Raw genomic sequence first — 19,398 nt, 5'->3', positions numbered from 1 at the left:
GGCGGCGCTTTTCCGGTGGCCGCCCCTCGCTGTATGATCCGCATCCTTCCATAAACATTCGGGGCCAGCATGAAATTTCCGGCGTTGTTCAAACCGTTGCAGGTCGGTCCATACAGGCTTGCGCATCGCGTCGCGATGGCGCCGCTGACGCGGATGCGGGCCGAACGCGAGAGCTTTTCGCCGCGGCCGCTCAACGCCGAATATTACGGCCAGCGCGCAACGCCGGGCGGCCTAATCATCGCCGAAGCGTCCCCGGTGCTCTCGCACGGCCGTGGCAATCCGGCGACCCCCGGCATCTATTCGGAGACGCAGATCGCGGGCTGGCGCAAGGTGGTCGATGCCGTGCACGCCAAGGGCGGCATCATCTTCCTCCAGCTCTGGCATGTCGGCCGCGTCTCGCATTCTTCTTTCCACGGCGGCGCGCTGCCGGTGTCGGCCTCGGCGATCCCGATCAAGGCCGAGGGCATGAAGGCGATGACCGCCGACGGCAAGATCGCCGACTACGAGACGCCGCGCGCGCTGGAGACCGAGGAGGTCAAGGGCATCGTCGAGGCGTTCCGCCAAGGTGCCAAGAACGCGCTCGCCGCCGGCTTCGACGGCGTCGAGATCCACGGCGCCAATGGCTATCTGCTCGAGCAGTTCCTGCAATCGCGCAGCAACCAGCGCACCGATCAGTATGGCGGCGGAATCGAGAATCGCGCGCGCCTGCTGCTCGAAGTGACCCAAGCCGCGATCGAGGTCTGGGTGCGAACCGCGTCGCCGTGCGGTTGTCGCCACACGGTATCGCCAATGATTCCGGCGAGGGCGATCCGATGCCGCTCTATATCCATGTCGTGAAGGCGCTCGACAAGCTCGGTCTTACCTATCTGCACTTCATCGAGCCGCGCTCCAGTGGCGCCGGGCGTGCCGACGTCAACTGGCAGAACGTGCCGTCCGCGATGGTGCTGTTCCGCCCGCTCTACAGCGGCGTGCTGATGACCGCCGGCGGCTTCACCGGCGAGACCGCAAATGCGGCGATCGCCGAGGGACACGCCGACATCATCGCCTTCGGTCGCATCTTCATCTCCAACCCCGATCTGCCGCGCCGGCTCGAGCACGATTACCCGATTACGCCGTACAACCGCGCGACGTTCTATGGCGGTGAGGAGAAGGGATATACGGATTATCCGGTGTATGATGAGCTGACGCCGGCGTAGGGACCTTCGTAGCCCGGATGGAGCGCAGCGAAATCCGGGTTTCGTGCCAGCGTCGAGATTCCCGGATTGCGCTTCGCTCCATCCGGGCTACGGAGTTGTTGCGTGGCTGCGAGCGCGCCACATATTCCGTCATTGCGAGCGCAGCGAAGCAATCCAGAATCTTTCCGCGGAGGCAGTCTGGATTGCTTCGCTACGCTCGCAATGACGACGGAGAGAAATCCCCATGGCCAAAGCCGCAGCCGCTGCAGGAACAGCCACCGGCCAATGCCTCTGCGGCAAGGTCAGCTTCGAGATCGACGTGCCCGCGCGCTGGGCCTGGCATGATCATTCTGCCAGTAGCCGCCGCGCCCATGGCGCGGCCTACGGGACCTATGTCGGGAGCTGGAAGAAGCGCTTTCGCATCACCGCTGGCAAGGCCGCGCTCACGCGTTACGAGGACAAGGCCACCAAGACCACCCGCAGCTTCTGCTCGCATTGCGGCACGCCGATCGCCTATGAGCGCCCGCGCGGCCCGCACATGGTCAACATCCCCCGCGCGCTGTTCAACGAGCGCACCGGCCGCCAGCCGCTCTATCACATCGCGATCGAAGAGCTGCAGGAATGGGCCTATACCGGCGAGCCGCTGGTGCCGCTGCAGGGTTTTCCGGGTGTGGTCTGGCAACGCTCGAAAAAGAAGAAGCGGACGAGGGGCGAGGACCCGTTCGAACTCGGGCGCGACGAGATGTAGCGCGCCTCTCCCGCGCAACGCAGCCATGACCGCGCTTCCTTGCGCGCCTCCCAAGACTTCGGTCATCATGCTCCCGTCCTTGCGGCAACGTCCGCTCCTGGAGGAAACATGAAGAACAAGATCACCGGCCGCTCCGCCTTTCTCGCGTTGCTCAAGGACGAGGGCATCACGCATCTGTTCGGCAATCCCGGCACCACCGAGCTGCCGATCATGCACGCGCTGAAGGACCACCCTGATCTCACCTATGTGATGGCGATGCAGGAGAGCCTGGTGGTGGCGATCGCCGATGGTTACAGCCGCGCCTCCGGAAAGCTCGTCGCCTGCAATGTCCATGTCGCGCCAGGCCTCGGCAACGCGATGGGCTCGCTCTACAACGCGCAGTTCACGGGCACGCCGATGATCCTCACCGCCGGCCAGCAGGAGCAGGGCCACGGCCTGATGGAGCCGGTGCTGTACGGTCCGTTGGTGCGCATGGCCGAGCCGCTGGTGAAATGGGCGGTTGAGGTGACCCGGCTCGAGGATCTGCCGCGCATCGTGCGCCGCGCGGCCAAGGTCGCGACCACGCCGCCGACCGGCCCCGTGTTCATCTCGCTGCCTGGCGACATCCTCAATAGCGAGGCCGGCATCGATCTCGGCCGTTCCACCCGCATCGACGCGCGTACCAAACCATCGGATGAGGCGCTCAGGGCCTTTGCTGCGCGGCTTCTGAAAGCCGAGCGCCCTGTGATCGTCACCATGGACGAAGTGGTCAAGAGTGATGCTTTGAAGGAGGCGGCTGAATTGGCCGAGTTGCTCGGCGCCGCCGCGTATCAATCCTCGACGCCCTATGGTTCGCACTTCCTCTCGGAGAGTCCGAGCTTCGTCGGCACGCTGGCACGGATTCAGAAGGCGGCGCGCGATACGCTCGCGCCCTATGATCTCCTGATCGCGCTTGGCGGCGATCCCCTGCGGATGTCGGTCCATAGCGAGGTCGATGCGCTGCCGGATGGTCTCGGCATCGTGCAGATCGGTCTCGCGGATTGGGAGATCGCCAAGAACTACGGGGCCGAGATCGCACTGAAGGCGGATTTAAAGGAAACGTTGCGCGCGCTGATCCCGGTGCTGAAAGAGTTGGGTGGTGCAACACTCGCGAGCCGCGCCAGGCAGCGCCTTGCCGAGCTTGCGCCGAATAATTGGACTGCGCGCCGCGCCGCGCTGATCGAGCAGATCAGCAAGAGCGCCGGCCGCACGCCGATCGATCCGGATTTTCTGGTGCTGCAAATGGTCGAAGCCATGCCCGACCATGCCATTCTCGTCGACGAAGGGCTCACGTCCAGCCGCCAAATCACGAGCCTGCGTCCGCACCGCGATCGCTACGGCTATCACGGCCTCGCCTCCGGCGGTATCGGCTGGGGCCTGCCGGCTTCGGTCGGCGCCAGCATCGCCAATCCGGACCGTCCCGTCGTGTGTTTCTCCGGCGATGGCAGCGCGATGTATTCGATCCAGGCGCTGTGGACGGCGGCGCATCACAAGCTGCCGCTCAACGTCGTTATCGCCAACAATGGCGGTTACCGCATCATCAAGCAGCGCCTGCTTGCCTTCCATGGCGATGACAACTACGTCGGCATGGATTTCGTCGATCCGCCGGTGGATTTCGCGGGCGTCGCCAAGGCGCTCGGCTGCGAGGCGATCAAGATCAGCGATCCGCGGGAGCTGAAGGCAACGCTGGCGTCAGCGTTCGGCCGACCGGGGACGAAGCTGATCGAGGTGATGGTGGATGGGAAGGTTTGAGACGCGATCGAGTTCCCACACACTCAGTGTCATCGCCCGGTTTCGACCGGGCGATCCAGTATTCCAGAGACAGCTGTTGTCTACGGAGAAGCCGCGGCGTACTGGATGCCCCGGTCAAGCCGGGGCATGACACCGAGTGTGTAGTGGCTAGCCCTTCTTCCCCACCCGATGCCCCGCCGCCGGGTGCGGCGCATCGAGCCTTGCGCGACCCTCGCCGAACAGCTTCTCCCGCAGCGTACCCTTGGCATAGTCCGCCTTGTACCGTCCGCGCCGCGTCAGCTCCGGCACCAGCATCTCGGCGATGTCCTCGAAATCACCGGGCGAGATCGCGAAAGCGACGTTGAGGCCGTCGACGTCGGTTGCCTCGAACCACTGCTCGATCTTGTCGGCAACCATCTCCGGCGTGCCGACCACGACCGGGCCGGCGCCGCCGATGCCGACATGCTCGATGACGTCGCGCACGGTCCAGACCCTTTCAGGGTCGGCGCGGGTGACGTTGTCCATGGCGCTGCGGCCGGCGTCGTTCTGGACGTGCCGGACCTGCTGGTCGAGGTCGTAGCCGGAGAAATCGACGCCGGTCCACCCCGACATCAGCGCGAGCGCGCCTTCCGGGCTGATGTGGCGGCGATAGTCGGCGTATTTCTCTTTCGCCTCGGCTTCCGTCCGTCCGAGGATGATCGTCATCATCGAGAACATCAGGATTTCGGCCGGGTTGCGGCCGAGCGCGGCGGCCTCCTGCCGGATTGCTGACACGCGCGGCGCGATCGCTTTGGCCGACGGTCCCGACATGAACACGCATTCGGCATGCTTCGCCGCAAACTGCCGGCCGCGCGGCGAGGTGCCGGCCTGATACAGCACGGGCGTGCGCTGCGGCGACGGCTCGCTGAGGTGAATGGTGTTGTTGATGCGGTAGTTCGCGCCCTCATGATTGACGCGATGCACTTTTGCGGGATCGGTGAAGATGCCGCGCTTGCGGTCGCGCAGCACGGCATCGTCCTCCAGCTTCCTTCCCAGAGCTTGTAGACGACCTCCATATATTCGTCCGCGATGTCGTAGCGGTCGTCATGCCCGGTCTGCTTGTCCTTGCCGGCGCCGCGTGCGGCGCTGTCGAGATAGCCGGTGACCACGTTCCAGCCAATGCGGCCCTCGGAGAGGTGATCGAGCGTCGACATCCGCCGTGCGAACGGGTAGGGCGGCTCGAAGGACAGATTGCTGGTGACGCCGAACCCGAGATTTTGCGTCACCGCCGCCATCGCCGAGAGCAGCAGGCCAGCGGCTCGTTCGAGGGCGTCTGCGCTGCATTGCGCAAGGCTGCGTCAGGGCTGTTGCCGTAGACGTCATAGACCCCGAGCACGTCGGCCAGGAACAGCCCGTCGAAGCGTCCGCGCTCCAGCGTCTTGGCGAGATCGATCCAGTAGGGCAGGCGGTTATAGTCGGCAGTGCGGTCGCGCGGATGGGTCCACAGGCCCGGTGACTGGTGTGCGACGCAATTCATCGCAAAGGCGTTGAGCCGGATTTGCTTGGCCATAATGTCCCTCGGCACTCTGTACTGAGCACTCTTCGAATGGTAGACGTGCGCCCGAATTTGGCGAAGTTCTTGCATATCCTAGACTTGGATGTCTCGGCCTTGGCAAGGCCAAAATCCGTAGCGCTGCCGCGCTTGGCAAGCCGATCTCAAGAGAGCAAGAACGAAATCCCAAGCGAACTCAAATCCCAAGAGAACTCCGAGAACTATCGACGTCCCCGCCACTTTCGAAGTCCCGCCCGTCTCGGGTAATGTCCTTCGTCCCAAAACCTCGAAAAGCAAGTCATGACCAGAGCCGACGCCATCGCCCGCGCCCGTGAGGATTTCAAATCCGGTGCGTTCCTCACCGAGCTCGACCGCCGCGTCGCTTATCGGACCGAGAGCCAGAATCCGTCGCGCGGCACTGAGCTGCGCGCCTATCTGGAACAGGAAATGCAGCCGGCCTTTGCTGCTCTTGATTTCACCAGCCGCATCGTCGAATCCCCGAGCGGCAAGGCGCCGTTCCTGTTTGCCGAGCACCACGAGAGTGCCTCAGTGCCGACCGTGCTGATCTACGGTCATGGCGACGTCGTCGATGGCATGGAGGGGGAGTGGCGCGATGGCCGCGATCCCTGGCGCGCGACGGTTGCGGGCACGCGCCTCTATGGCCGCGGCACGGCTGACAACAAGGGGCAGCACAGCATCAACATGGCGGCGCTCCGCGCAGTGCGGGAGGCGAGAGGCGGCAAGCTCGGCTTCAACGCCAAGTTCATCGTCGAGATGGGCGAGGAGATCGGCTCGCCCGATCTCGGCAAGGTCTGCGACCTCAATCGCGACGCGCTCAAGGCCGATTTGTTCATGGCCTCCGATGGGCCGCGCCTATCCGCCGACCGTCCGACGCTGTTCCTGGGCTGCCGCGGTGGCATCCGCATCCATCTCGACGTGAACCTGCGTGATGGCGGCCACCATTCCGGCAATTGGGGCGGCGTGCTCGCCAACCCCGCGACCATCCTGGTCAACGCGATTTCCACGCTGGTCGACGGCCACGGCCGCCTCCAGCTCGAACGCGCTGAAGTCGCCGCGGCTCACCAACCAGATCCGCAGCTATCTCGCCGACGTGGAGGTGGTGCCGACCGCGGACGAGCCGGCGCTGGCCGAGAATTGGGGCGAGGACGGCCTGTCGGCGGCCGAACGGCTCTACGCCTGGAACACGCTGGAAGTGCTGGCGATGTCCTCGGGCAATATCGAGAAGCCGGCGAACGCCATTCCCGGCCATGCCAATGCCGTGCTGCAACTGCGTTTCGTGGTCGGGACCAAGATCGAGGGCCTGATCGATGCCATCCGCGCGCATCTGGTCGCGAGGGGTTTTCCGATGGTCGAGGTGCGGGCGGCCCAGAGTTTTGCTGCATCGCGCACAGACTTCGACAGCCCCTGGATCAAATGGGCGGCGGATTCGGTGCAGTCGACCACCGGCAAGGCGCCGGCCGTGCTGCCGAATTTCGGCGGCTCGCTGCCCAATGACGTGTTCTCCGAGATCCTGGGCCTGCCGACGATCTGGGTGCCGCACTCCTATCCCGGCTGCTCCCAGCATGCGCCCAATGAGCACATCCTGCTGCCATTGACCGAAGAGGCCTTGACGGTGATGGCCGGCCTGTTCTGGGATCTCGGCGAATTGCCGGCGCCGTTAACCTGAGCCTTTGATCCAGCCGAAAGTTACATTCTAATCCGGCTCGATTTGTGCTTGCATCCGGGCCGCATCATCCGAAAGGGGAAGAAAAAGTGAAACATTTCCGTCACATCGGGCTCGCGCTGGCCGCGACCTTTGTCGTCAGCCAGGCTGGGGCCCAGGGGCTGACCGGCACGCTGAAGAACATCAAGGACACCGGCGCGATCACGCTGGGCTTCCGCAACTCCTCGATCCCGTTCTCCTATCTCGACGACAACCAGAAGCCCGTCGGGTTCGCGATGGACATCTGCTACAAGATCGTCGACGCCGTGAAGAAGGAGCTCAAGCTCGACAAGCTCGAGGTCAAGCTCAACCCGGTGACCTCGGCAACCCGCATCCCCTTGATGGCGAACGGCACGATCGATCTCGAATGCGGCTCGACCACCAACAACGCCGAGCGCCAGAAGCAGGTCGCCTTCACCAACACCCACTTCCTGACGGCCAGCCGCTACGTGTTCAAGAAGTCGAGCGGCCTGAAGTCGATCGACGATCTCAAGGGCAAGTCGGTGGTCTCGACCGCCGGCACCACCAACATCAAGCAGCTCACCGAAGCCAACGTCGCGAAGGGCCTCGGCGCCAACATCATTCCGGCCAAGGACCACGCCGAAGCCTTCCTGATGGTCGAGACCGACCGCGCGGTCGCCTTCGTGATGGACGACATCCTGCTGGCGAGCCTCGTTGCCGGCTCGAAGTCGCCGAACGACTATGCTATCTCCAAGGACGCGTTCTCCAAGCCCGAGCCCTATGGCATCATGCTGCGCAAGGACGATGCCCCCTTCAAGAAGGTGGTCGATGCAGCGACGGCGGCGCTCTATACGTCCGGCGAAGCCCAGAAGATCTACGACAAGTGGTTCACGCAGAAAATCCCGCCGAAGGGTCTGAACCTCAACACGCCGATCTCGGCCGAGCTCAAGAACGAGTTCGCCAAGCCGACGGACTCGCCGAATCCGGACGACTATAAGTAATATAGACCTCGATCTTTAGATCGGAATCATGTCCGGCCACTCTTGACACCAGGGTGGCCGGACATTTGCATAGGCGCCGGGACATCCATGACTGGCGCGTTCGCGCGGGGGACACGTGAACTATAACTGGAACTGGGGAATCTTTTTCCAGCCGAACCCGATGGGGACCGGCACCTATCTCGATATGCTGCTGTCGGGCCTGGTGCTGACCCTCAAGACCGCGGCGCTGGCCTGGGTCATCGCGCTGATCACCGGCTCGATTGTCGGCGTGATGCGGACGCTGCCGTCGAAGGGCGCCACCTGGTTCGGCTTCGCCTATGTCGAATTCTTCCGCAACATGCCGCTGCTGGTGCAGCTGTTCCTGTGGTTCTTCGTGCTGCCGGAAATCCTGCCGAAGGCCGCAGGCCTCTGGTTGAAACAGCTGCCGAACGCGCCGTTCTGGACGGCCGCGATCGGCGTCGGCTTCTTCATGTCGGCGCGCGTGGCCGTGCAGCTGCAGGCCGGCATCTCGTCGCTGCCGCGTGGGCAGAAGATGGCGGCAACCGCGCTGGGTCTGACTACGGTGCAGGGCTATCGCTACGTGCTGCTGCCGATGGCGTTCCGCATCATCCTGCCGCCGCTGACGTCCGAGTTCCTCAACACCATCAAGAACACGGCGGTCGCGATCACCATCGGTCTGCTCGAGCTGACCGGACAGGCGCGCTCCATGCAGGAATTCTCGTTCCAGGTGTTCGAGGCCTTCACCGCCGCGACCATCCTCTACCTCCTCGTCAACGCCGTCGTCGTGACCGCGATGCGCTTCCTCGAGCGCTGGGTTGCGATCCCCGGCTACATTACGGGGAAATAAGCGATGCTCGGCAATTTCGATTTCGACGTCATCCGCCGCGCGCTGCCCTACCTGTTCTACGAGGGCATGACCTTCACGCTGACGCTAACGGGGCTCGCGGCTCTCGGCGGTCTCATCTTCGGCACGGCGCTCGCCCTGATGCGCCTGTCCGGCTTCAAGATCCTTGGCCGCATCGCCGGCGTCTATGTCGACTTCATGCGCTCGCTGCCGCTGGTGCTGGTCATCTTCTGGTTCTACTTCCTGGTGCCCTATATCGGGCAGTGGCTGACCGGCGCCTCGCGCCCGATCAGCGTCGGCGCGTTCGCATCCTCGCTCATCACCTTCATCATGTTCGAGGCGGCGTATTTCTCCGAGATCATGCGCGCCGGCATCCAGTCGATCTCGCGCGGGCAGCCCGCCGCGGCCAGCGCGCTGGGGCTGACTTACGCCCAGACCATGCGCTACGTCGTGCTGCCGCAGGCCTTCCGCAACATGCTGCCGGTCCTGATCACGCAGACCATCGTGCTGTTCCAGGACACCTCGCTGGTCTACGTGCTGTCGATCACCGACTTCCTTGGCGCCGCCAGCAAGGTGGCGCAGCGCGACGGGCGCCTGGTCGAAATGTATCTGTTCGCAGCTGTCGTCTACTTCACCATTTCCTGTATCGCGTCCTTCGGCGTCCGCCGGCTCCAGGCGCGCATCGCCATCATTCGCTAGAGCGTGTCGGTCATGATCGAAATCAGCCACGTCAACAAATGGTACACTCCGAGTTTCCAGGTGCTGACGGATTGCACCACCAGCGTCACCAAGGGTGAGGTGGTCGTGGTCTGCGGCCCCTCGGGCTCGGGCAAGTCGACGCTGATCAAATGCGTCAATGCGCTGGAGCCGTTCCAGAGCGGCGACATCCTGGTCGACGGCACCAAGGTCAACGATCCCAAGACCAATCTGCCGAAGCTGCGTTCGCGCGTCGGCATGGTGTTCCAGCACTTCGAGCTGTTTCCGCACCTCAAGATCATCGACAATCTCTGCCTCGCGCAGGAGAAGGTGCTGGGGCGGTCGCACGACAAGGCGCTGACCAAGGGCACGCAGCTTTTGGAGCGCGTCGGGTTGAAAGAGCAGGCGCAGAAATTCCCGGCGCAGCTCTCCGGCGGTCAGCAGCAGCGTGTCGCCATCGCGCGCGCGCTCGCGATGGATCCGATCGCCATGCTGTTCGACGAGCCGACCTCGGCGCTCGATCCGGAGATGATCAGCGAGGTGCTCGACGTCATGGTCGACCTCGCCCGCGAAGGCATGACGATGATGGTCGTGACCCACGAGATGGGCTTTGCCCGCAAGGTCGCCAACCGCGTCATCTTCATGGACCGCGGCGAGATCGTCGAGGACGCCGCGAAGGACGATTTCTTCGGTAAGCCCCGCAGCGACCGCGCGCAGAAGTTCTTGTCGAAGATCTTGTCGCATTAACTCCTGTTGTCATTCCGGGACGCGCGTCTTGGCGCCGGCCGGAATCCATCGGGCGGCAGGCCACGAGGTGAAACGGATTCTCAGATGCGCAATTGCGCATCATAGCTCATTCGTTTTGTGAATGCCCAGGAATGACGAATAGATGGGTGATCGCTCCCCCCATTTCGCGTATAAGCGCGTCAAATCCCATTTCCCGCCAGGAGACCTGCCTTGGACTCGATCGCCTACGTCAACGGCTCATTCGTCCCGCTCTCGAACGCGAAAGTCTCGATCCTCGATCGCGGCTTCCTGTTCGCCGATGGCATCTATGAGGTCTCGGCCGTGCTCGACGGCAAGCTGGTCGACAACGCGTCGCATCTGGCCCGGCTGGAGCGCTCGGTCGGCGAGATCAGCTTGAGGCTGCCGGAGACGGTCGAGCGCATCACCGAGCTCCAGAAAGAGCTGATCGCGCGCAACAAGGTCGAGAGCGGTCTCGTCTACCTCCAGGTGACGCGCGGCGCCGACAAGGGCCGCGACTTCGCGTTTCCCAAGGGCGACGTCAAGTCGAGCCTGGTGATGTTCACCTCCGAGAAGGACATCATCAACGCGGCGTCGGCGAAGACCGGCATCAACGTGATCACCGTGCCCGACATCCGCTGGGAGCGGCGCGACATCAAGAGCGTCGCGCTGCTGGCGCAGGTGCTGGCGAAGCAGGCCGCGGCCGAAGCCGGCGCCGGCGAAGCCTGGATGCTGGAAGACGGTTATGTCACCGAAGGCGGCTCGTCCTCGGCGTTCATCCTGACACAGGACGACGTCATCGTGACCCGCAAGAACTCCAACGCGATTCTGCCGGGCTGCACTCGCAAGGCCGTGGTGGCGCTCGCCGAAGAGCGCCAGCTCCGCGTCGAGGAGCGTTCTTTCACGGTGGCCGAGGCGCTCGCCGCCAAGGAGGCTTTTGCGACGTCGGCCTCACTGTTCGTCCAGCCGGTGGTCGCGATCGACGGCAAGAAGATCGGCGACGGCAAGCCCGGCCCGATGGCAACGCGGCTGCGCGAGATCTATGTGGAGTTCGCCAAGGCGACGGCGGTTTAGCCCACATACTTCGCTGTCATCGCCCGGCTTGACCGGGCGATCCAGTACTCCGAGACGGTCCTGATTGGATCGAGAGGCCGCGGCGTACTGGATGCCCCGCCTGCGCGGCGCATGACGGCGGAGTGAGTTGCGACGGCAACTCCCCCTCATGCCACGGACGCCTTCACCTTCACCGGGTGAACCGCGCGGAACGAGATCGCAATCCTGTTCCAGGCGTTGATGGCGCCGATCAGCATGGTCAGGTTCACGGTCTCCTCCTCGGAGAAATGTGCCCGGACCTGCTCGTAGACGTCGTCCGGCGCATGCGTCTGCGAGATCAGCGTCACCGCTTCCGTCCAGGCCAGCGCGGCGCGCTCGCGGTCGGAATGAGCGGGGATTCGCGCCAGGCGTTGAGCAGATCGATGCGCTGCTCGGTCTCGCCGCGCTTGCGGGCGTCCTCGGTGTGCATGTTGATGCAATAGGCGCAGCCGTTGATCTGCGAGGCCCTGATCTTGACGAGCTCGATCAGTGATTTCTCCAGGCCCGTCGACTGGATCTGCGTCTCCAGCGCCATCAGTGCTTTGATCGTGTCGGGCGCGGCCTGGTAGTAGTTCATGCGGGGCTTCATGGTCGTTCTCCTTTCAGGGGTGAGGTCAGTGGGCTCCGCCGGCGGAAGCCTGGCCGGGCTTCTTCAGGAACAGAGCCGCGATCAGGGCAACGATCAGCGCCGCGCCGAGCAGATAGAAGGTGTCGCTGAAGGCTAGGATATAGGCCTGCTTCTGCACGATACGACCGATCGCGACATAGGCGCGATGCGACGCATCCACATGATCGAGGATGCCGTGATTGATGAAATATTGCGTGAGCTGCTCCAGCCGCGTGCGCGTCGCCTGCTCGAACACCGAGACCGACTGCATCAGCACGTGGGAGTGATACTGCTCGCGCTTGGTCAGCACGGTCTGCAGCAGCGCGATGCCGACGGCCCCGCCGAGATTGCGCATCATGTTGAACAGGCCGGACGCCGAGCCGGCATTCTCCGGCTCGATGCCTGATGTCGCGACGGCCGACAGGGGAGCCATCACCAGCGCCTGGCCGATCGCCCGAACCACATTGGGCCAGAGCAACTGATCGGCGGCATAGTTGCTGGTCATGGTGATGTTCATGAAGTTGGAGGCCGCGAAAAGGACGAAACCGACACCGATAATGATCCGCGCGTCGAACTTCTGCATCAGCCGCGGCACCAGCGGAATCAGCATGAGTTGCGGCAGCCCGGTCCATGCCAGCACAAAGCCGATCTGCTCGGCGTTGTAGCCCTGGATGCGAGCCAGATATTGCGGCAGGATGAAGACCGAGCCGTAGAGCGCGACGCCGAGCAGGAAGTTTGCGAGCATGCCGAAGCCGAAATTGCGGCGCACGACGAAGGTTCAGGAGCGGCTTCTTGACCGTGAGCTCGATGATCAGGAACGCAGTCAGCGCAACGACGGCGATCACCGACAGTTTCACGATGAAGGGCGAGCCGAACCAGTCGTCCTTGTTGCCTTCCTCCAGCACGGTCTGGAGCGCGGACAGGCCGATTGCCATGGTGACGATGCCAGCCCAGTCGCCCTCGCGCAGGAGCGAAAGCTTCATCGGCCTTGCGTCGAGCGCGTACCAGAGCATGCCGACCATGATCGCGCCGGGCACGAGGTTGACGTAGAAGATGTATTGCCAGCCGAAATTCTCGGTGAGATAGCCGCCGATGGTCGGGCCGATCGCGGGTGCGAAGGTCGCCGACAGCGCGAACAGGGCAAGGCCCACCGGCTGTTTTCCGCGCGGCAGCAACGTGATGATCAGCGTGAAGGCCATCGGAATCAGCACGCCGCCGGTGAAGCCCTGCACCGCGCGCAGCACGATCATCTGCGACAGATCCTGCGCCAGCGCGCAGGCCGCGGACAGAGCCAGAAACAGGATCGCGTTGGTGAGCAGATAGATGCGGATCGAGAATACCTGCGCGAGCCAGCCGGAGAGCGGGATCACCACGATCTCGGCGATCAGATAGGAGGTCGAGATCCAGCCGCCGTCGTCGATGCCGGCGCCGATCGCACCCTGGATGTCGGCCAGCGAGGCGTTGACGATCTGGATGTTCAGCACCGCCATGAAGGCGCCCAGTGTCGCACCGATCACGGCGATCCATGTTCTTGCGGAAACCGCCGGCGTGGCGGGCGCAGCAGGGGCGGGGAGGCCGGCTGCGGCGTTGAGGGCGGGTTGGAGCGTGCTCATGGAAGCCTCGTCAGCTTCAGCCGCCGTTCGGGCGGGATGTGTTGTCGGCGAGATGCCTGGCCGTCTCGCGTTCGGCCAGCACCGCCTGCTTGGTGTCGACGGTCGGCACCGCGGACATGCCGGGGCGCAGCAAGCCGGTGAGGTGATGATCGTCGAGCACGATCTTCACCGGCATGCGCTGCACGATCTTGGTGAAATTGCCGGTGGCGTTGTCCGGCGGCAGCAGGGCGAATTCGAGCCCGCTCGCCGGCGACAGGCTGTCGATATGGCCGCGCAGGGGCTGGCTGCGGAAGCTGTCGACGCGCAGCTCGACCGGCTGGCCGGGACGCATATGCGTGAGCTGAGTCTCCTTGAAGTTCGCAACGACATAGACCGCATCGAGTGGCACCACGGCCATCAGCTGTGTGCCGGCCTGCACGTACTGGCCGACGCGCAGCGAACGTGCGCCAACCGTGCCGTCGACCGGCGCGGTGATCTCGGTGTAGGACAGGTTCAGCGCCGCCTGCTGCGCCACCGCACGGGCGCGCTCGAGCTGGGCCGTCGCCTGGGCGCGCTGGGTGGTGAGCACGTCGACCTTGCGCTGCGCCGCCAAGAGGCCGGATTTGGCGTGCTGCAATTGCGCGGTGCTGGCGCGCAGCGCCGCATCGGCCTGCTGCGCGCGCTGGATCGTGCCTGAGCCCGACTTCATCAGATCGTCGTAGCGGGCGCGTTCCTCCTGGGCGAATTTCAAATTGGCGTCCGCAGCAGTGGCGTCGGCGGTGCTCTGGGCGATGATCGGCTGCTGCAATTCGAGCTGGGCATCGATGTTGCGCACCGAGGCTTCGCCGGCGCCGACATCGGCGCGGGCCTGGTCGAGTGCTGCCTTGAAGTCACGATCGTCGATTTTGGCTAGCGGCTGGCCCGCTTTGACCTTCTCGTTGTCGCCGACCAGCACCTTCGCGATGTAGCCGGAGACCTTAGGCGCGATGATCGTGGAATCGGCCTTCACATAGGCGTCGTCGGTGGATTCGAGGTAGCGGCCGATGGTCCAATAGTCGTGTCCGAAATAGACGATTGTTGCCGTTCCTGCGAGGAGTGCGAGCACCAACGCCGCGCGCCGGACCAAAGTCCGGGCCGGCAGGCGCGGCGGCATCTTGGAATAAACATCAATGATTTCAGTTGCTTGCTGGAAGTTTTCGGTGCGCGGCATTTCGGACATGGCGGTCTCCTATCGGCGTGCCGAGACTATCTGTCTTTCCAGCTCCGGTGATAATCGGCTAAATACCGGAAGGATTATCCATTAAGGGTGGATAGTCCGGGGATATCACCTTGATGTCTGAGGTCTACCGAACCGGATGTGCCACTGCCCCAGAGCGATTGCCGCAGCTGTCGCGCAATTGCTGCTAACGAGGGCCCACGCCGCGCGAATCTGTAGGCGGACGAGACCGCCTGGGTGATCTGTTAGATAATCCCGGCGAATTCCTTGCGATTATCGATCAAGAGCGGATAATCAGGCGGCATGGACCGATTGACCAGCCTCGAAGTCTTCAGCCGGGTGGTCGAGACCGGCGGCTTTTCCGCAGCAGCCCGCAAGCTCAACATGTCGACCAGCATGGTGAGCAACCACGTCCAGGCGCTGGAGGACCGGCTCGGCGTACGGCTGCTCAATCGCACCACGCGCAAGGTCAGCCTCACCGAGATCGGCAAGGCCTATTACGACCGCGCCACGCAGATCCTCGCCGATCTCGAGCAGGCCGACGACATCGCGAGCGAATTGCAGTCGGTGCCCCGCGGTACGCTGCGCATCCACGTCGCCACGCATATGGTGCCGTTCGTCGCGCCGGTGGTGGCGCAGCTCCTGTCGACTTATCCGGAGCTCAAGATCGACCTGCGCATGGGCGAAGCCGACGTCGATCTCATCGAGGAAGGCTATGACGTTGCCCTGCGTATGACCGCGCCTCCGGATTCGAGCCTGATCGTGCGCAGTCTCGCCACCTGGCGGCACGTGCTGTGCTGTTCGCACGATTATCTCGAGAGGCATGGTCGCGTTCAGAAGCTCGACGAACTCGCCGCGCACCATTGTGCCCGTCACTTGAACTATCCTTTTGGCGACGAGTGGCGCTTCTTCGACCGCAAGGGTGCTCCGGCCTCGGTACGCATCTCCGGCCGCTTCGTCACCAATAGCGGGGAAGCGCTGCGGAAAGTCGCGCTGGACGGGGCGGCTGTCTGCCTGATGGCCGGGTTTCTGGTTCAGGACGATCTTGAAGCGGGCCACCTCGTTCGGCTCCTGCCCGAATATCGCCCGGTCGAGATGTCGATGAACGCGGTCTATCCGCACCGCCACCATCTGTCGGCGAAGGTCAGGACCTTCGTCGACATGCTCGTGCATCACAGCGCCGAGCAGCAGAAGCTGATCAATCCCTATTCATGAGCGGCGCGGCGGTCAGGCCGCTCGCGCCGTTATCGGCTGGGCCAGCAGGGATTCGACCTCCGCCTTGACCGACGCGATCGCAGCCTCTTTCACGGGCCCATAACCGCGGATGTTCATGGGGGCCTTGGCCACGACGATGAGATCTGCCAGGCGTGCCGCGTCGAGCTCGCCGAGCATCCGGTCGATCAGGTCCTCGTACCAGGCGATCAGCTCCCGCTCGGCGCGCCGTTCGGCGGTGTAGCCGAATGGATCGAACGGTGTTCCGCGCAGCCCCTTCAATCGCGCCAGCATGGCGAGCGGCATCTGGATCCACTGCCCGAAGGCGCGCTTGCGCGGACGTCCACGTGCGTCGCGCCTTGACGGCAGGAATGGCGGGGCAAGGTGATAGTGGATGCTGAAGCCGTCCTCGAACTCGCGCTTCAATTCGTCGATGAAGCCGCTCTGCATGTGCAGCCGCGCCACCTCGTATTCGTCCTTGTAGGCCATCAGCTTGAACAGGGCGCGGGCCACCGCATCGGTCAGGGCCTCGCTGCTCAGGACAGCCTCGGCGCGGCGGACCTTCGCGACGATCGCCCGATAGCGCGCTGCATAGGCCTCATCCTGATAGGCGGTGAGGAAATCGGCGCGGCGTTCAATGAGCTGGTCGAGTGTCTCGACCGTTGACATATCGTCCGTCTTCGGCAGAAATTCCGGATCGGCAGCGGCGATGCGGCCCAGGCGAAAGCCTGCTTGTTGTGCTCGATGGCGACGCCGTTGAGCTCGATCGCGCGCAGCAGCGCTTGCAGCGAGACCGGCACCAGTCCGTGCTGCCAGGCAAAGCCCAGCATGATGATGTTGGCATAGACGGCATCGCCGAGCAGCCGTTCGGCCAGCGCATTCGCGTTGAGCGTGTCGAGATTGTTGTCGCCGATCACGCGGCTGATCGCGCGCAGGCGGGCAGGCGAGGCGAGGTCGGCGTCGCGGAAGCGGACGACGTCGCCGGTCGGCATCTCCGCGGTATTGATCGCGGCACGTGTGCCGCGGCGATAGGTGCCGGAGGCCTTCGGCGAGGAGCTCACGACAAGGTCGCAGCCGATCAGCGCATCGGCCGCGCCCTGGTCGATGCGCACCTGGTGCAGCACCTCGGGGGAAGCGGCAAGCCGGATGTAGCTCAGCACGGGCCCGAATTTTTGCGCAAAGCCGGTAAAATCCAGCACCGAGACGCCGCTTCGTTCGAGATGCGCGGCCATACCGATCAGCGCACCGACCGTGATCACGCCGGTGCCGCCGACGCCGGTCACCAGCAGGTCATAGGGCCGGTCGAGCGTTGCGAAGACGGGCAGGGGAAGCGTCGCGGCGCGGCCGATCGCGTCGATCTGGCTCGCGGTCTTCTTCCGGCGCGTCGCGCCCTCGACGGTAACAAAGCTGGGACAGAAACCGTTGAGGCAGGAAAAGTCCTTGTTGCAGGCCGACAGATTGATCTGGCGCTTGCGGCCGAACGGCGTTTCCTTCGGCTCGACGCTGAGACAGTTGGACTCGACCGAGCAATCGCCGCAACCTTCGCAGACGAGATCATTGATGTAGGCGAAGCGCTTCGGGTCGTCCATCTGGCCGCGCTTGCGCCGCCGCCGCTTCTCGGTGGCGCAGGTCTGCTGGTAGATCAGCACGGAGACGCCGGGCACGCCGCGCAGTTCGCGCTGCACGGCGTCCATCTCCTCGCGGGGATGGATTGTGACGCCGGCTGGCAGGTCGGGCAGAGAAAATTGCGCGGGATGGTCCGACACCAGCGCGATGCGCTCAACACCTTCGGCGCGGACGCTGTGAGCGATGGCATGCACGCTGATGGGCCCGTCGACCGGCTGGCCGCCGGTCATCGCCACGGCATCGTTGAACAGGATCTTGTAGGTGATGTTGGCCTTGGCGGCGATCGCCTGCCGGATCGCCATCGAGCCGGAGTGATAATAGGTGCCTTCACCGAGATTCTGGAACACGTGCTTGTGGCCGGTGAATTTCGATGAAGCCGCCCAGTTCACGCCCTCGCCGCCCATCTGGATCAACGAGGAGGTCTCGCGGTCCATCCAGCTTGCCATGAAATGGCAACCGATGCCGGCCAGTGCCTTCGATCCCTCCGGCACCTTGGTCGAAATGTTGTGCGGACATCCCGAGCAGAAATAGGGTGTGCGCGTCGCCCCTGGGACGTTGATCGTGCGTGCCGCCTCCGGCATCAAGGCAGCCGCCCGCGCGGCGAGATTGAGGCCCGGAAACATCGGGTCGAGCCGCCGCGCCAGAACGGCAGTCAGCGCGCGCGGCGACAATTCGCCGATCCAGGAGATCAGCCGCGCCCCTTGCTCGTCGTGCTTGCCGACCATGCGCTCGGGCTTCTCGCCGGGATAGTCGTAGAAATATTCCTTGAACTGGCTCTCGATGATGCCGCGCTTCTCCTCGACCACGAGAATCTCGCGCTTGCCCTTCACGAATTCCATCGCGTCATGCAGCGCCAGCGGCCAGACCATGCCGACCTTGTAAACGTCGATGCCGATGCTGCGGCAGGCCGCTTCATCGAGGCCCAACAGCCGCAGCGCTTCCATCAGGTCGAGATGCGCCTTGCCCGTGGTAACGATGCCGTAGGTTGCGTTCGGAATGTCGTAGATGTGCCTGTCGATCGGATTGGCCTTCGCAAAGGCGTAGACGGCGTGCTTCTTCGCTTCCAGCCGCTCCTCGATCTGCGGTCCCGGCAGGTCGGGCCAGCGATAGTGCAGGCCGCCCGGTGGCGGCGTGAAGTCGGGCGCGCGGAAGTCGCGGGGCGGGCTTAGCGCCACGGAGGCGCCCGACTCCACGATCTCCGAAATCGCCTTGAAGCCGACCCACATGCCGGAGAAGCGGCTCAGCGCGTAGCCATATTCGCCGAATGCGAGGTATTCGCTGACGCTTGCGGGGTGCAGCGTCGGCATGAACCAGCTCATGAAGGCAACGTCGGACTGGTGCGGCATCGAGGACGAAACGCAGCCATGGTCGTCGCCTGCAACCACCAGCACGCCGCCATGCGGCGAGGAGCCATAGGCGTTGCCGTGCTTGAGCGCATCGCCGGAGCGATCGACGCCAGGGCCCTTGCCGTACCAGAGCCCGAACACGCCATCGACCTCGCGGTCGGCTTGCGTCTCGACCTGCTGCGAGCCGAGCACTGCGGTCGCGGCGAGGTCTTCGTTCACGGCGGGGAGGAATTCGATGCGGTCACGCTTGAGCCGTTCCGGGATGCGCCAGAGCTCGAGATCGATGCCGCCGAGCGGCGAGCCGCGATAGCCGGAGATGAAGCCGGCGGTGTTAAGGCCGCGCGCGCGATCGCGCCTGACCTGGTCGAGTGCGACACGGACGATCGCCTGTGTGCCGGTCAGGAAGACACGGCCTTCCTCACGGTCGTAGCGGTCGGAGAGTTCGTAGGTGTCGAGGGTCGGAATGGCGTCCATGCGGACCTCCCGCGGCATTCCCTGCCGGATCAGCAGAGGTTAGGCCCGGGCGGCTGGTAGG

At 64.2% G+C, this 19,398-nt stretch carries 9 protein-coding genes and 6 pseudogenes; 10 read left to right on the top strand and 5 right to left on the bottom strand.

The window, feature by feature from the left end; translation table 11 throughout:
- Positions 1-69 precede the first annotated feature (69 nt).
- The 3 genes and pseudogenes from ACSKB8_RS16605 (at position 70) to ACSKB8_RS16595 (ending at position 3,693) form a co-directional block, all read left to right on the top strand.
- A pseudogene (locus ACSKB8_RS16605) lies at positions 70-1,196 on the top strand (alkene reductase).
- 223 nt (positions 1,197-1,419) lie between these two features.
- On the top strand, positions 1,420-1,923 hold the full coding sequence (locus tag ACSKB8_RS16600) for a GFA family protein (RefSeq protein ID WP_438105261.1): 504 nt from the start codon (positions 1,420-1,422) through the stop codon (positions 1,921-1,923).
- 108 nt (positions 1,924-2,031) lie between these two features.
- Complete coding sequence (locus ACSKB8_RS16595) at positions 2,032-3,693, top strand: thiamine pyrophosphate-binding protein (protein ID WP_438105259.1); 1,662 nt, start codon at positions 2,032-2,034, stop codon at positions 3,691-3,693.
- Positions 3,694-3,840: 147 nt separating this feature from the next.
- Here the strand turns inward: ACSKB8_RS16595 and ACSKB8_RS16590 are convergent.
- Positions 3,841-5,221, bottom strand: a pseudogene (locus ACSKB8_RS16590) (LLM class flavin-dependent oxidoreductase).
- A 282-nt stretch (positions 5,222-5,503) separates the two neighbouring features.
- Here ACSKB8_RS16590 and ACSKB8_RS16585 point away from each other — a divergent pair.
- The 6 genes and pseudogenes from ACSKB8_RS16585 (at position 5,504) to ACSKB8_RS16560 (ending at position 11,246) form a co-directional block, all read left to right on the top strand.
- Positions 5,504-6,890: pseudogene (locus ACSKB8_RS16585) on the top strand (M20 family metallopeptidase).
- A gap of 86 nt (positions 6,891-6,976) precedes the next feature.
- Complete coding sequence (locus tag ACSKB8_RS16580; protein WP_438105257.1) at positions 6,977-7,888, top strand: amino acid ABC transporter substrate-binding protein; 912 nt, start codon at positions 6,977-6,979, stop codon at positions 7,886-7,888.
- Positions 7,889-8,003: 115 nt separating this feature from the next.
- Positions 8,004-8,735 carry an amino acid ABC transporter permease gene (locus ACSKB8_RS16575; RefSeq protein WP_438105255.1) on the top strand — a complete coding sequence of 244 codons (732 nt, stop codon included), beginning with the start codon at positions 8,004-8,006 and terminating at the stop codon, positions 8,733-8,735.
- A gap of 3 nt (positions 8,736-8,738) precedes the next feature.
- The gene (locus tag ACSKB8_RS16570; protein ID WP_091887045.1) at positions 8,739-9,431 is read left to right on the top strand and encodes an amino acid ABC transporter permease; all 693 of its coding nucleotides are present in this window, start codon (positions 8,739-8,741) and stop codon (positions 9,429-9,431) included.
- 12 nt (positions 9,432-9,443) lie between these two features.
- Entirely contained in the window at positions 9,444-10,175 is a 732-nt protein-coding gene (locus ACSKB8_RS16565; RefSeq protein ID WP_370986394.1) for an amino acid ABC transporter ATP-binding protein, read from the top strand.
- A gap of 210 nt (positions 10,176-10,385) precedes the next feature.
- The gene (locus tag ACSKB8_RS16560; protein ID WP_438105253.1) at positions 10,386-11,246 is read left to right on the top strand and encodes a D-amino-acid transaminase; all 861 of its coding nucleotides are present in this window, start codon (positions 10,386-10,388) and stop codon (positions 11,244-11,246) included.
- A gap of 146 nt (positions 11,247-11,392) precedes the next feature.
- Here the strand turns inward: ACSKB8_RS16560 and ACSKB8_RS16555 are convergent.
- The 3 genes and pseudogenes from ACSKB8_RS16555 to ACSKB8_RS16545 form a co-directional block, all read right to left on the bottom strand.
- A pseudogene (locus ACSKB8_RS16555) lies at positions 11,393-11,853 on the bottom strand (carboxymuconolactone decarboxylase family protein).
- Positions 11,854-11,878: 25 nt separating this feature from the next.
- Positions 11,879-13,484, bottom strand: a pseudogene (locus tag ACSKB8_RS16550) (MDR family MFS transporter).
- 16 nt (positions 13,485-13,500) lie between these two features.
- Positions 13,501-14,682, bottom strand: coding sequence for an HlyD family secretion protein (locus ACSKB8_RS16545; RefSeq protein ID WP_438105251.1), 1,182 nt, complete (start codon positions 14,680-14,682; stop codon positions 13,501-13,503).
- 300 nt (positions 14,683-14,982) lie between these two features.
- Here ACSKB8_RS16545 and ACSKB8_RS16540 point away from each other — a divergent pair, with 300 nt between their 5' ends.
- Entirely contained in the window at positions 14,983-15,894 is a 912-nt protein-coding gene (locus ACSKB8_RS16540; protein ID WP_438105250.1) for a LysR family transcriptional regulator, read from the top strand.
- A 12-nt stretch (positions 15,895-15,906) separates the two neighbouring features.
- On the opposite strand, the pseudogene ACSKB8_RS16535 reads toward ACSKB8_RS16540, so the two are convergent.
- Positions 15,907-19,337: pseudogene (locus tag ACSKB8_RS16535) on the bottom strand (indolepyruvate ferredoxin oxidoreductase family protein).
- Positions 19,338-19,398: the final 61 nt, after the last annotated feature.

Source organism: Bradyrhizobium sp. BR 1432, assembly GCF_051547705.1.
GTDB lineage: Bacteria > Pseudomonadota > Alphaproteobacteria > Rhizobiales > Xanthobacteraceae > Bradyrhizobium > Bradyrhizobium zhanjiangense.
The sequence above is the reverse complement of the archived record's forward strand: the minus strand, read 5'-3'. Positions and strand labels throughout refer to the sequence as shown.